At 64.0% G+C, this 14,018-nt stretch carries 11 protein-coding genes and 1 pseudogene; 11 read left to right on the forward strand and 1 reads right to left on the reverse strand.

Features of this window, described 5'->3' with window-relative positions; genetic code table 11:
• Positions 1–282: pseudogene (fbiC, locus tag LVY72_RS23870) on the reverse strand (7,8-didemethyl-8-hydroxy-5-deazariboflavin synthase); the annotation flags it as partial.
• Between the two features lie 722 nt (positions 283–1,004).
• Here fbiC and LVY72_RS23875 point away from each other — a divergent pair.
• From LVY72_RS23875 to LVY72_RS23925, 11 genes are all read left to right on the forward strand, one after another.
• Positions 1,005–1,571 carry an amino acid synthesis family protein gene (locus LVY72_RS23875; RefSeq protein WP_237827417.1) on the forward strand — a complete coding sequence of 189 codons (567 nt, stop codon included), beginning with the start codon at positions 1,005–1,007 and terminating at the stop codon, positions 1,569–1,571.
• 21 nt (positions 1,572–1,592) lie between these two features.
• A complete protein-coding gene (locus LVY72_RS23880) occupies positions 1,593–2,948 on the forward strand; it encodes an aminotransferase class III-fold pyridoxal phosphate-dependent enzyme (protein WP_237827418.1) in 1,356 nt (451 codons plus the stop codon).
• A 46-nt stretch (positions 2,949–2,994) separates the two neighbouring features.
• The gene (gene hydA, locus LVY72_RS23885; RefSeq protein ID WP_237827419.1) at positions 2,995–4,410 is read left to right on the forward strand and encodes a dihydropyrimidinase; all 1,416 of its coding nucleotides are present in this window, start codon (positions 2,995–2,997) and stop codon (positions 4,408–4,410) included.
• A 22-nt stretch (positions 4,411–4,432) separates the two neighbouring features.
• The gene (locus LVY72_RS23890) at positions 4,433–5,440 is read left to right on the forward strand and encodes an LLM class flavin-dependent oxidoreductase (protein ID WP_237827420.1); all 1,008 of its coding nucleotides are present in this window, start codon (positions 4,433–4,435) and stop codon (positions 5,438–5,440) included.
• Positions 5,441–5,442: 2 nt separating this feature from the next.
• Positions 5,443–6,141, forward strand: a complete 699-nt coding sequence (npdG, locus tag LVY72_RS23895) for an NADPH-dependent F420 reductase (protein WP_237827421.1) — start codon at positions 5,443–5,445, stop codon at positions 6,139–6,141.
• Complete coding sequence (locus LVY72_RS23900) at positions 6,138–6,956, forward strand: carbon-nitrogen hydrolase family protein (RefSeq protein ID WP_237827423.1); 819 nt, start codon at positions 6,138–6,140, stop codon at positions 6,954–6,956. The genes npdG and LVY72_RS23900 overlap by 4 nt, the downstream gene beginning before the upstream one ends.
• Positions 6,957–7,067: 111 nt before the next feature.
• Positions 7,068–8,615 carry an NCS1 family nucleobase:cation symporter-1 gene (locus LVY72_RS23905; RefSeq protein ID WP_237827425.1) on the forward strand — a complete coding sequence of 516 codons (1,548 nt, stop codon included), beginning with the start codon at positions 7,068–7,070 and terminating at the stop codon, positions 8,613–8,615.
• Positions 8,616–8,651: 36 nt separating this feature from the next.
• Positions 8,652–9,761 (forward strand): Zn-dependent alcohol dehydrogenase, encoded by a 1,110-nt coding sequence (locus LVY72_RS23910; protein WP_237827427.1) that lies wholly within the window; start codon positions 8,652–8,654, stop codon positions 9,759–9,761.
• A 61-nt stretch (positions 9,762–9,822) separates the two neighbouring features.
• Positions 9,823–10,671 carry a carbon-nitrogen hydrolase family protein gene (locus LVY72_RS23915; protein ID WP_237827429.1) on the forward strand — a complete coding sequence of 283 codons (849 nt, stop codon included), beginning with the start codon at positions 9,823–9,825 and terminating at the stop codon, positions 10,669–10,671.
• Positions 10,668–12,116, forward strand: a complete 1,449-nt coding sequence (locus LVY72_RS23920) for an aldehyde dehydrogenase family protein (RefSeq protein WP_237827431.1) — start codon at positions 10,668–10,670, stop codon at positions 12,114–12,116. Before LVY72_RS23915 ends, LVY72_RS23920 begins: the two co-directional genes overlap by 4 nt.
• A 183-nt stretch (positions 12,117–12,299) precedes the next feature.
• Positions 12,300–13,652: an MFS transporter gene (locus LVY72_RS23925; RefSeq protein WP_237827433.1), complete on the forward strand. Its 1,353-nt coding sequence runs from the start codon at positions 12,300–12,302 to the stop codon at positions 13,650–13,652.
• Positions 13,653–14,018 lie beyond the last annotated feature (366 nt).

Consider the following 14,018-nt stretch of genomic DNA (forward strand, 5'->3'; position numbering starts at 1 on the left):
CGGGCTCTGGGCGAACGTGCAGTAATGGCAGCGGTCCCGGCACAGCTGCGTCACCGGGATGAACACCTTGCGCGAATACGTGACCGTCCCCGGCCGCCCGGCCTGCTGAAGCCCCGCATCGCGCACCCGCGAGGCCGCACCCAGCAGCCGCTCCAGGTGTTCGCCGCGGGCATGCAGCAGCGTCTCGGCCTCCACCTCGTTCAGCACCACCCCGTCTTCGGCACGGCGCAGCGCCCGGCGCAGCGCGCTCTCGGACGGAACGAACGATTCACTGACAGTCATGGGAACGCTCCTGATGCTTAGGGTCTTGCGGGTATGACTCGGCTGTGTTTAGGCCCGTTGACCGCTTTGGCAGCGAGCCCAGTGCACGGCTGCCCGACTGACCGGGCACTTGTTTGCCATTCTTGCGTTTTGTCTACCGACTGGCACACGTTAAGTTGGCGCATGTTACGACAATGTGCGTGCCAGTGATCGAGCAGCCAACTCTCCGCCATTGATTCACTGAGTAAACCGATGGTTCGAAATAACCGACGATGCTCAACTTTCGGTCCGACCCGTGCTGATTGTCAAGAAGTTTCTGGAAGTGGCAGGCACCTTGTCCTTCGGGGTCCGACTGCACGCTGGGAAACTGCCTCGCGGCACGGGCCGCCTGAAGCCACCGATCAAGCTCGACCAGCTATTCGCCCATGTAGGTCCGGCGAAGCCCGTCCCGGAGATTGGCCAGGGGCGGCACGGCACTATCCACCTTAGCTGCGTGGCATTCGAGCCGTACGTCGGAGGCATGGCTGGAGGCATCGAGCGAGCCTGCCGTTGGTTCGAGGCGGTAGTTGCGGCGCGGAACTGCTTGCCCTGCCGTTGAACGGGGCTTTGTTGCCCATGTCCTCAGCGCCCGATTACTGGATCCTGAGGGATCTTTGCCAACACCCTTGACAGCGTCCACCCGTATCGCAAGAATATGAACCGTCGGTTCACTGAGAGAAACAGTCTGAAGGATTGAGGAAATAATGGGAGTTCGTGTTCGGAAGATCATCCGGCATCTCGAAGAAACCCGTCTTGAGAACGGGCGTGAGCTGGACAGGATCCACCGGGTGGCCTTTGTCGGGGCAGTCATTGAGAACCCCTACCCCAGCGAATACGTGCAGGACCTGGTCACCCTCGCGGACGAGATTGGTGAAGAGATCGGCAAACTGGTGGGGCCGGCGTGTGTCGAGCTGCTGGGCGACGAGGTCGAGAGCTTCGGCAAAGCGGCACTGGTTGGCATCGACGGGGAGGTGGAACATGGGTCGGCGCTGATCCATAATCTCCGTTTCGGCAACGTTTTCCGCGCTGCGGCGGAAGGCACCGAGCTGCTGCCGGCCGCGGAAAAGGTCGGCCTTGCGGGAAGCCCGATCGATATCCCGCTCAAGCACAAGCTCAACGCCAAGACGCGTTCGCACCACCAGACAGTCACGCTGCAGATCGCTGACGTGCCGCGCCCGCGGGAAATCCTGGTGGTTTGCGTCGCTGCCAACGCCGGACGCCCGCTGGCCCGCCTGGCCGAGTTCGGCGCCGAAGTCCAGACGGTCGGCTAAGCGGAGACGAAAGGCAATTCAATGACAATTGTTGATGATGAGGTTTGGACCGGGTCACGGGTGAAGGCTGCCGATAAGGAGTTCGTGATCCACTCCTGGTCGACCCAGGGAGCGCTCAACCCGATCCCGGTAGCCGGCGGCCTCGGTTCCTGGTTCTGGGACTATGACGGCAGGAAGTACCTGGACTTCCAGTCGCAGCTGGTCAATCTCAATCTGGGACACCAGCACCCCCGCCTGATCGAGGCGATCCGCGAACAGGCTGCCGAGATGTGCTACATCGGGCCGGGATTCGCCCAGCGTTCACGCGCCGAGCTGGCCGAGATGATGGCGCACCTGACCCCGGGCGACCTGAAGATGAGCTTCTTCACGACGGGCGGCGCCGCGGCCAACGAAAACGCCGTGCGCCTGGCCCGGCATGTCACCGGGCGGCAGAAGATCGTGGCCCGCTACCGTTCCTACCATGGCGCCACAGCCGGAGCCATGTCCCTGACTGGCGACCCGCGGCGGTGGGCGGCCGAGCCCGGCGTCAGCGGCGTCGTCCGCATGCTTGATCCCTACACCTACCGGTGCCCGGCCGGGCACCCGGATCCCTGCCCGGTCTGCTCCGGCGGGCCGCACCTGGAGGAAATCCTCCAGTACGAGAATCCGCGGAGCGTCGCGGCTGTGATCCTCGAGCCGGTGACGGGAACCAACGGGCTGCTGTATCCGTCCGAAGGGTACCTGAAGTCGATCCGCGAGGTCTGCGACCGGTACGGCATCCTGCTGATCTTCGACGAGGTCATGTCGGGATTCGGCCGGACCGGTGAGATGTTTGCTTGCGATCACTGGGGCGTCGTGCCGGATATCCTGATCACGGCGAAGGGACTGAACTCCGGCTATGTTCCGCTGGGCGCCATGACCGTCTCCACCCGGATTTCCGAGTGGCTGCAGGACAACAAGTTCTGGGGCGGCATGACGTACGCTGGTCATCCGCTGGCCTGCGCTTCGGGCGTGGCATCGCTGCAGATCATGCAGGATGAAAACGTCGTCGACAACGCCCGCATCCAGGGCGAGCGGCTCGGAGCCGGCCTGGCCCGGCTCGCCGAGCGCCATCCCAGCATCGGCGAGATCCGCGGCAGGGGCCTGTTCTACGGCGTCGAACTGGTCAAGGACCGTCAGACGAGGGAACCGCTGGCCCCGTTCAATGCTTCGGGAGCCGACGCTGCTCCGGTGAACCGGATTATCAAGGCAGCCATGGACCGCGGCCTTTACCTGACGGCCAATTTCAACGTCCTGCGGCTGACTCCGCCGCTGGTCATCGAAGAAGCGGAAATCGATCTGGCGCTGGATATTCTGGACAACGTCCTGCCGCTGGCGGACGAACACTACACGGGCTGAGGCTGGCACCTAAATAGCCGCGACCATAACCAAGAAAGGGGGCTCAATGGCATCCGTACTGATTACCGGCGGAACCGTCGTGAACTCCGATAGCGCCATCCGGGCCGATGTCCTGGTCCGCGACGGAATTATCGTCGGTTTGGGACAGAACCAGGGCTGGACCGCAGATCAGGTGATCGACGCCAGTGGAAAATACGTCATGCCGGGCGGTATTGATGTCCACACGCACCTGGAATATCCCATCGACGGCTTTACTACCCGGACCGCCGATGATTTCCACACCGGAACAGTGGCCGCAGCGCACGGCGGAACGACAACCATCGTCGATTTCGTCAAAAAGGCACCGGGAAAATCCCTGTACGATACGTACTTGGAGCGGCGCGATACCGCAGCCGAAAAATCCGTTATCGACTTTGGGCTGCACGCCATTGTTCCGCCCCGCGAGCAGCAGCCCGACGTGCTGGACGACCTGCGCCGGCTCGTGCCCGAAGGCGCGACCAGCTGGAAGTTCTTCATGGCCTATCCCGGCACGCAGATGGTCGATGACGGGGAGCTGCTGGAAGGCATTGAACTGGCCGTCGAGCACGGTGTCCTGCCGATGGTGCACGCGGAAAACGGCCATATGGTGGCGCGGGAGACGCGGCGCCTGATCGATGACGGGCGCACGGACGAAAGCTTCCATGCCACCGCGCACGGGCACGATTCGGAAGCCGAAGCCGTGCACCGCGCCATCGTGCTGGCGGACTCGGTCAACAGTCCGATCTACGTGGTGCACGTGTCCAGTGCGGACGCGGCAGCGGAGATCTCGCGGGCCAGGGCCGCCGGCTCCAAGGCCTGGGGCGAAACCTGCCCGCAGTACCTGGTGGTCGCGTACGAAGATTACGCCGAGCTGGGCGAAAAGGCGGCGGCGTATGTCTGCTCGCCGCCGATCCGCGAACGAAGCAACCAGGCCGGCCTGTGGAATGCCTTGGTCACAGGGGCGCTCTCCACCGTGGCAACCGACCACGCAGGGTTCTGCCTCCACCAGCCCGACGACCTGCCGCCGCAGAAAATGCGCAGCCCGGGGTACTTTCCAAAGGTCCCCAACGGTGTCCCCGGCGTCGAGGACCGGCTCATGGTCGTCTGGGAAACCGGCGTGGCCGCCGGCCGGATGGATCCGTGCAAGTTTGTCGAATTGATGTCGACACGGCCGGCCAAGCTCTTCGGCATGTATCCGAAGAAGGGCATCGTCGCCGTTGGCGCGGATGCCGACCTGGTGGTGTGGGATGCGGAAGCCGAGCACGTCATCAGCGCCGGAACCAGCCACCTGCGGACCGACTACAACCTCTATGAGGGGATGAAGGTCAGCGGAAAGCCGACGCAGGTCCTTTCCCGCGGCGACCTTCTGGTGGACGACGGCGTGTTTTCCGGTTCGCCCGGCCGCGGCTCCTTCCTCAACCGCGGCAAGCCCGTATTTTTCTGACCTTACGAATTGGAGTACTGATATGAAGCTTCCCCTGGGCGTCCAGGTTGGCGACCGCCAGACCTTGGACCAGACGTACTGGATGGCCGAGTTCGCGGACCAGAACGGTTTTGAGTCGTTCTGGCTCGCCGAAGGGCGGATGGCCCGGGACGGTATCGTCCCGGCGGCGATCGTCGCCAGCAAGACCTCGCGGATCAAGATCGGCACCGGCGTCGTCAACAACAAGAGCCGGAATGCCGCCCTGATGGCGCTCACGTTCAAGACCTTGGACGAGGTTGCCCCCGGCCGCATCATCCTCGGCATTGGTGCCTGGTGGGAGCCGCTGGCTTCCAAGGTGGGGCTGCCGCTGCGCAAGCCCGTGGCCTCGATGCGCGAGTACATGACCGTCGTCCAGGCACTGTTCCGCAACGAGTCGGTGACTTTTGACGGCGAGTTCGTCCAGATGGACAACGTGCGGTTCGACAGCATGTACCGAGAGAACAAGCCCGTGCCGGTACCCATCTACGTCGGCGCCGTCGGCCCCAAGATGCTCGAGCTCTCCGGGGAGATCGCCGACGGGGTCCTGCTGGACTTCCTCCTGCCGCCCTCCTACCTCATCGGCGCCGGCGAATCCATCGGCCGCGGCATTGCCAAGCGCACCGACGGCCGGGACTCGATCGACATGAACATGATGGTGGCATGCAGTGTCAACGACGACGATCCGCAGGAGGCCATCGACCACTGCAAGGCCTTCCTCACGCAGTACCTCATGCAGCAGCCCCACATCGCCGAGCACTGCGGCGTCGAGCCCGAGTTGGTGACCCGGATCCAGGAGGTCGCTGGCTGGCCCGCCACCAAGGATGACATCAAGCGTGCGATGACCCTGGTGCCCAACAGCCTGGTGCAGAACGTCACTGCCTGCGGCTCCACGGACGATGTGTTCAACAAGTTGATGGAGTTCCATGAGGCCGGGGTCCGTTGCCCGGTCATCTCCACCCACGGCGACCACGAACGGACGCTGACCCAGATCGCCATGGCTGCGAAGGACTGACGATGGCATACACCGATTTCGACATTGCGATTGTCGGCGGCAGCGGACCCCAGGGGAAGGGGCTGGCCTACCGCCTGGCCCGGGCAGGCTACCGCGTGGTGCTGGGCTCACGGGGAGCGGGCCGGGCCCTGGAGGCGGCCACGGAGATCTCCCAGCTGCCGGGGGTGCTGACCCAGATCGGCAGCGCCGTCAACGAGGAGGCCGTGGCGCGCGCGCAGACCGTGCTGCTGGCCGTTCCGTACGAAGGCCACGACGAGCTCGTCCGGTCCCTCGCCGGCAACCTGGAAGGCAAGACGGTGATCAGCTGTGTCAATCCCCTGGGATTCGACAAACAGGGACCGTTTGGCCTGGATGTTGCCGCAGGCAGCGCGGCCGAAGAAGCCGCGGGCCTGGTGCCGGGCGCCGACGTGGTCGGAGCCTTCCACCACCTCTCTGCACCGCTGCTGCTTGACCCCGAAGCGGATCTCAGCCATGAGGATGTCCTGGTCTGCGGCGACGACGCCTCGGCCAAGGACCGGGTCATGATCCTGGCCGCCGCCGTCACAGGCGGACGGGCGGTCGACGCCGGCCGCCTCCGGCTTGCGCGGCAGCTCGAACCGCTCACGGCCCTGCTCATATCCGTCAACAAGCGGTACAAGACCCGGTCAGGCATTGCTCTGACCGGGGTACGGCAGCCCGCGCTCGAGGGGAGTGCGGCATGAAGCTTGCTGCTGTGCAGTTGAGGGTGTCGGAGGACCGTGAGCGGACGATCGGGCGGGCCGGCGAGCTGATTGACAGTGCTGCCGGTGCCGGGGCCGAGGTGGTGCTGCTGCCGGAGTTCTTTGCGATTCCGTTCGTGCAGCCGGAGCCGGATCCGGAGTATGTGCGTTTTGCCGAGTCGATGGACGGGCCGTCGAACCGGATGGCGGCCGGGAAGTCGCGGGAGCACGGCATCACCGTGGTGTCGTCCTTTTTCGAGGGGACCGCTGTGCCCGGGGTGTTCCACAACACCGCGTGCACCTTTGTGAACGGTGAGCTGGTTTCCACCTACCGGAAGTCCCACCTGCCGTTCTCGAACGGGTTCCCGGAGAAGTTCTACTTCCGCCCGGGGTCGGAGGGGCCGGGGGTCGTGGATGCCAACGGGCTGCGGGTGGGAACGATCATCTGTTATGAGCGGCATTTCCCGGAGCTGGGGCGCGCGGTGGCGCTGCAGGGCGGGGAGGTGCTGTGCGTTCCGGTGGCTTCGGCGTCGGCCCCGATGAAGGAGCTGTTCCAGCTGGAGCTGCGCGCGCACGCGGCGTTCAACCAGTTCTTCGTGATCTGTTCGAACCGGGTGGGCCTGGAGGGGCAGAAGGACTACTTCGGGCTCAGCGCGGTGTACGGTCCGGACGGATCGGTGCTGGCCCAGGTGGCCGACGGCGAAGAGGGCGTCGCTGTCGCGGAGGCCGATATTGAGGCGATGCGGGCTTCCCGGATGAAGCGTCCGTTCTTCCGCGACCGCCGGCCCGAACTCTACGCACCACTCACCCAGCAGTAGCTGCGTGCCTGCCGCGGCCTGGCCGCGGCAGGCAGGTGCTTTCCCTGTTGTACCCACGGGCCCGTTCCGACGCCTGCCCACACACTATTCCCCAAGATGACGGGACGAACCATGGCTATTAATGAGGATAACCTTGGTCGAGTCGAGCTTGAATCGACCAAGACTATCGAGACCAGCAAGCTGTTCAATGACGATCTGGCTCCGGTGCCGTTCAAGGGCAGGACCTGGCATACGTACAACTATGCTGCGCTCTGGATGAGCATCGCTCACGGCATTCCGACTTATTACCTGGCGAGCGGACTCATCGGGATGGGAATGAGCTGGGTGCAGGCCGTCGGAATCATTGGTCTGGGCAACCTAATCGTCATGATTCCGCTGCTGCTGAACAGTCATGCCGGCGCGAAGTATGGCATCCCCTTCCCGATTTTTGCCCGGAGCGCTTTCGGTGTGCTCGGGTCGAACATTCCCGCCATCACGCGGGCGTTGTCCGCCTGCGGCTGGTTTGGCATCCAGACCTGGGTGGGCGGACAGGCAATCCACACCCTCAGTGGGGCCTTCCTTGGCGGATGGTGGACCGAGGCCGGGACGGTCGGGGGGCATCCCTGGACCCTGTGGCTGTCCTTCGCCATTTTCTGGGCCATCCAGATGGCGCTCGTCCTCCGGGGCATCGAGTCGATCCGCAAGCTCGAAAACATCGCCGCTCCTCTGATCCTGGTCGTGGCAGGGATTCTGCTCTGGTGGGTGGTCTCGCTGGCCGGAGGCCTGGGCGAGGCAGCGATGGCACCGTCCCAGCTCGGCTGGGGACCGGAATTCTGGAAGATCTTCCCCGGTGCGCTCATGGGCATGATCGCGTTCTACGCCACGATGTCCGTGAACATCTCGGACTTCACCCGCTTCGCCAAGAGCCAGAAGGCGCAGGTCGTGGGACAAGCGGTCGGATTGACGCCGACCGTCGTCATCTTCACCACCATGGGTGCGCTAACGACCTCTGCCACCGTCGAGGTGTGGGGCCGGTCCATTTGGGACCCGATCGAGCTCGTGGGGATGATCCCCAATCCCCTGGTGGTGCTGTTTAGCCTGATCTGCGTCATCGTGGCCACGGTTGCGGTCAATGTGGCGGCAAACACCGTGGGGCCCGCCTACGATTTTTCGAACGCTTTCCCGCGGCTTATCTCGTTCAAGACCGGTGGGATTATCACCGGCGTCATCGCCATTCTCATGCAGCCCTGGAACCTCATGGCGAACTCCAGCCTGTACATCTTCGTCTGGCTTGGAATTACGGGTGCTTTCCTGGGCTCGGTCGCCGGAATCCTGATTGCCGAGTATTGGCTGATCCGCAGGACGAAGCTCGATATGGAGGACCTGTACCGCCGGGGCGGCGCGTACGAATACCGGCGCGGCTACAACTGGCGGGCAATTACCGCGATGGGGGTAGCGCTCCTGCTGTCGGTCGGTGGCGCGTACTCGGCGGCCGGCACAGACGGGCCGTTCCCGGCTGAGGGCCTGATTCCGATGTTGAAGCCGCTGTTCGACCTCAACTGGGCCGTGGCCTTCTTGAGCGGGCTCCTGGTCCACTGGCTGCTCACACGGATCTTTCCGCCCCGAAGCAGCGTCGTGGAACGGGCAGAGGCCGCGGCCGTGGGCCCGGAGCAATTGTAGGAACACGTGTGTGGAAGTTCTAAGGAGAAAGATCGTATGAAGACCCAAGCAGCACTGATGTTGGGGGCAGGGCAGGACTGGACGGTCACGGAGATCGACCTTGACGCTCCCCGCGCCGGAGAGGTGCTCGTCGAGTTCACGCACGCCGGCCTGTGCTTTTCGGACGAACATCTCAGGCACGGAAGCCTCGGTGCACTCCCGGCCGTCGGCGGACACGAGGGCGCGGGAATCATCCGGGAACTCGGCGAAGGCGTCACCGGCCTCAAGGTGGGGGACCACGTAGCCGCTTCCTTCATTCCGGCGTGCGGTCACTGCGACTGGTGCGTGACCGGTCACTCGAACCTGTGCGACAGCGCCGCCAACAGCCCCGGCAGCGTTGACAAGGACAGTTTCCGGTTCTCTTACGACGGGGATCGGATCCCGGCCAACTGCGGCCTGGGCACCTTCGCCCGCTACTCCGTCGTGTCCGCCAACGCCGTCATCAGGGTAAATCCGGAAATTCCCCTCGAGGCTGTCGCCGTCGCCAGTTGCGGGGTGCTGACAGGCTGGGGAGCAGCTGTGCACGCGGCAGAGGTAGCCGTTGGCGATACGGTCATCGTGATCGGCGCCGGGGGAGTCGGGGTCAACGCGGTCCAGGGCGCCCGGTTCGCGGGTGCGAAGGAAGTCATCTTGGTCGACATGAACCCCGCGAAGCTGGGCATCGCCCGGCAGTTCGGTGCCACCGCCGAGTTCCGCACCACCGAGGAGGCCCTCACCTATGCCAGGCAGGTGAACCCCCGGGCGCAGGGGGCCGACAAGGTGATTGTGTGCACGGGCAACACGACCGAGGCCGTGGTGACGGCAGCCTACGAGACGCTTGGGAAGCGCGGGACGTTGGTGCTGGCCGGAATGTCGCAGGACGTGCTCGATAGGAACGTCAATCTGCCGGGAACCCAGATCATCTTCCGCGAGCAGACCATCAGGGGGACCATCTTCGGCTCCTGCAATCCGCGCCATGACATCCCGGTTGTCCTGGACCTCTATGCCCAGGGACGCATCAAGCTGGACGAACTGGTCACCAAGCAGTACTCACTCGAAGAGATCAACGCCGGTTTCGACGACCTTCGCGCCGGGAAAAACCTCCGCGGAGTCGTCAAGCATGCCTGACGTGTCAGTGGCCGTGGATTCATCTGGGAAAGCTCCCTATTCAAGTGAAAGGACCAGGAAGGTGAAGCTTGCTGCTGTGCAGTTGAGGGTGTCGGAGGACCGTGAGCGGACGATCGGGCGGGCCGGCGAGCTGATTGACAGTGCTGCCGGTGCCGGGGCCGAGGTGGTGCTGCTGCCGGAGTTCTTTGCGATTCCGTTCGTGCAGCCGGAGCCGGATCCGGAGTATGTGCGTTTTGCCGAGCCGCTGGACGGGCCGTCGAACCGGATGGCGGCCGGGAAGTCGCGGGAGCACGGCATCACCGTGGTGTCGTCCTTTTTCGAGGGGACCGCTGTGCCCGGGGTGTTCCACAACACCGCGTGCACCTTTGTGAACGGTGAGCTGGTTTCCACCTACCGGAAGTCCCACCTGCCGTTCTCGAACGGGTTCCCGGAGAAGTTCTACTTCCGCCCGGGGTCGGAGGGGCCCGGGGTCGTGGATGCCAACGGGCTGCGGGTGGGAACGATCATCTGTTATGAGCGGCATTTCCCGGAGCTGGGGCGCGCGGTGGCGCTGCAGGGCGGGGAGGTGCTGTGCGTTCCGGTGGCTTCGGCGTCGGCCCCGATGAAGGAGCTGTTCCAGCTGGAGCTGCGCGCGCACGCGGCGTTCAACCAGTTCTTCGTGATCTGTTCGAACCGGGTGGGCCTGGAGGGGCAGAAGGACTACTTCGGGCTCAGCGCGGTGTACGGTCCGGACGGATCGGTGCTGGCCCAGGTGGCCGACGGCGAAGAGGGCGTCGCTGTCGCGGAGGCCGATATTGAGGCGATGCGGGCTTCCCGGATGAAGCGTCCGTTCTTCCGCGACCGCCGGCCCGAACTCTACGCACCACTCACCCAGCAGGATCCCTACTCGACCGAAGAGGACGTGGCATGAATCCGGAAAAGCTCTATATCGGCGGAACGTGGATCCACCCTGCGTCCGGCGCACGCGAGGAAGTCGTCGATTCGGCGTCCGAGTCAGTGATTGGCTCGTTCCCTGTAGGGAACCGGGCCGATGTCGACCGTGCGGTCCAGGCGGCGAGCGACGCGTTGAATGACCGCGACGGGTGGGCCGGATTCGGGCCGGCACAAAGGGCGGATGTCATGCTGCGGTTTGCCGACGCGATCGAACAGCGCCGCGAGGCATTGGGCATGCTGATCTCCCAGGAGGTGGGAACTCCCCTCGGACGGGCGATTGGCAGCAACGCGGACACCGCCGCTGCGCTGCTGCGCTTCTATGCCAAGGTGATCGAAGCTACGCCCGTCGAGGATCTCAGGCCGGCCGGTGTGGGCTTTTCCATCGTCCGGCGGGAGCCGATCGGCGTGGTGGGCATGATCGCGCCTTGGAATTACCCGTTGAGCACCCTGTTCTTCAAGCTTGCTCCGGCACTCGCGGCCGGATGCACGGCGGTGGTGAAGCCGGCGTCGAATACGGCACTGAACTCCTTCCTGATCGCCGAAGCGGCACAGGAGGCCGGCGTGCCGGACGGGGTCCTTAATATCGTCCCCTGCGACCGAACCACCGGCGAATACCTGGTGTCCCACCCCGGCGTGCATAAGGTCGCGTTCACCGGTTCGACCCCCGTCGGGCGCCGGATCGGACAGCTGTGCGGCGAAGGACTCAAGCCGGTGACGCTGGAGCTGGGCGGAAAATCTGCGGCCCTGCTTCTCGAGGACGCGTCGCTGGAGAAGCTCGCCGAGCACCTGCACGATCTCAGCTTTGCGAACAACGGCCAGACGTGCACCAACAACACCCGCCTCATCGTGCCGGCCAAGATCTACGACGACGTCGTCACCGCGGTAACGGACACCGTCCGGGCCTGGCCTGTGGGGGACCCCCGGGATCCCGCGACCGTGATCGGCCCGGTGGTGAGCCGGAGCCACAAAGATTCGATCGAGAAGTACTATTCGATCGCGAAGACCGAAGGCGGACGGGCTACCACCGGCGGAAACGTACGGTTCGGAACCGGCTTCTATGTTGAACCCACTGTCTTTGCCGATGTCACACCGGACATGACGGTGTTCCGGGAAGAACTCTTCGGCCCGGCGGTCTCGATCACCCGCTACAGCGGCGATTTCGAAGAGGGCGTCCGCATCGCAAATGATTCGAACTACGGTCTCTCCGGTGCGGTGTTCACCGAAAACGAAGCCCTGGGCCTGGAAGCCGCGCGCCGGATTGAAACCGGCACCGTGGCCTTCAATATGGCCAACTTCGACATCGGGGCACCCTTCGGCGGGCGGAAAGACAGTGGCGTGGGCTTTGAGCTGGGCGCGGAAGCGATCTCAGCCTACACGCACCTCAAATCAGTCTTCGTCCCGGAGGTGCCGGCCGGGTTCTAGCGAGGTTCTCTGGAACCGGCCGGCCTGGTGGGACGGCGGCATCCACTGTCGGACCATCAGCCGGTAGCCCGCATGCGACAAAGTGTGCGGACCCCGTCGACAACAAAGCACGGCGGGGTCCGCAGTCAATCAAGGCTCCATAATCGGCTCCCCATAATGAATAAATGATTAAAGGAGAAGGAAATGATCAACAGCAATGCCGGGGCGGATCTCGATCCCCCCCGTTCTTCCCAAAAACTGGCAGAAGGCCAGGCCAGCCCGGCAAGCAAGCGGCAAAACAGGCGGGCAATTTTTGCCAGCGCCCTGGGCACTGTGGTCGAGTACTATGACTTTGCCATTTATGGCTACATGGCCACGTTTATCAGCTCGCTCTTTTTCCATTCCAAAGATTCTTCGGCCGCCCTGCTGGGAACCTTTGCCACGTTCGCTGTGGCTTTCTTCCTGCGCGTCCCGGGTGGAATTCTCTTTGGACATATCGGCGACAAGTATGGCCGCAAAGCAGCGTTGTCCTGGACCATTCTGCTCATGTGCGTGTCCACTGTCGGAATTGGCTTGCTTCCGACCTATTTCACGTTAGGCATTTGGGCGACGGTTCTGCTGGTCCTCATGCGCTGCCTGCAGGGGATCTCCGCCGGTGGTGAACTGGGTGGTGCAACGGCATTCGCGGCGGAATACGCACCCCGGAAGCACCGTGGCTTCCAGGTGGCCATTGTCAATGTGGGCTCGAACGCCGGTTCATTGGCTGCGGCGATTGTGGCGCTGGTCATGACGTCCACATTTGCATCGGAAACGATCCTCGAATGGGCCTGGCGTGTGCCTTTCATCCTCAGCGTTCCCTTGGCGCTGGTGGGCCTGTGGATCAGGGCGAAGATGGGCGATACGCCTCAGTACGATGAGCTGAAGAGCTCGGGTGAAGTGGCCAAGCTGCCGTTGACTGCCATCTTCGCCTCGCACAAGCGCTCCCTGGTCACCATTGCAGGGCTGGCAGCCTTCATTACCGGCGGATATTATGTCTCGTCTATCTACGCCGCAACCTATCTGCAGACCGAAGGCGGTCTGCCTCCGCAGCTCGCGTTCTGGTCCACCTGTATTTCCCTGGTCATCGGTTCCATCGGAAGCCTGGTCGCGGGAAGGATGTCGGATAAGTTCGGCCGTCGGCCGGTGTTCTTTGTCGGGGCAGGGTCCGGACTCGTCCTTGCCTTTCCCCTGTTTGCCCTGATGAGCAGCGGATCCTTCGTCCTGGCCATGGCCGGGCACGTGCTTCTTTTCCTCACCGTGGCAATCACCATGGCGCCGTCGTTTGCGACCTATGCGGAACTTCTCACTGCCAGGGTCCGCTACAGCGGGATTGCCTTGGGCTTCAACAGTGCCCAGATGCTCCTCGGCGGAACCGCGCCCTTCCTCTGCACCTGGCTGATCGGGCTGACCGGAAGCAGCGTGGCACCGGCCGGATACTTCATGTTCTGCGCGGTGTTCACCGTAACCGCCGCCTTCTTCCTCAGGGAAACCAGCGGTTCCGAGCTTCGTGTCGACTAGCAGAGGCTGAAGACGGCAAATCCAGGAAGGAACGGGCGCCCCGGAGCCAAGGATGCCTCCGGTCCCGCAGTCTGGCCGGCAGGCGCGCGACGAGAGTGTTCCTACCCTGGGAATCCCGGTGGGCGTCCGACGGAACGGCCGCCGGGCACCCACCGGGGACCGAAGCGTTCCGGGAGAGGGAGGCTGCGGGTTAGGGCTGTCGCTCTCGCGCACAGTTGCAGACCCGGTGCCGGAACCGGCCGTGACGCCCTCCGGGCCCGCTGGCGGCGAGGACGCCGCCAGCGGGCCCACCGCATAGCATCACATTCAAGGAGGCTTTTTGTGTCCAGCAGTGAAGAAACTTCAACGACCGCGCCGGTGACCGGC

It is taken from the genome of Arthrobacter hankyongi (genome assembly GCF_022012395.1).
Classification (GTDB): Bacteria; Actinomycetota; Actinomycetes; order Actinomycetales; family Micrococcaceae; genus Crystallibacter; species Crystallibacter hankyongi.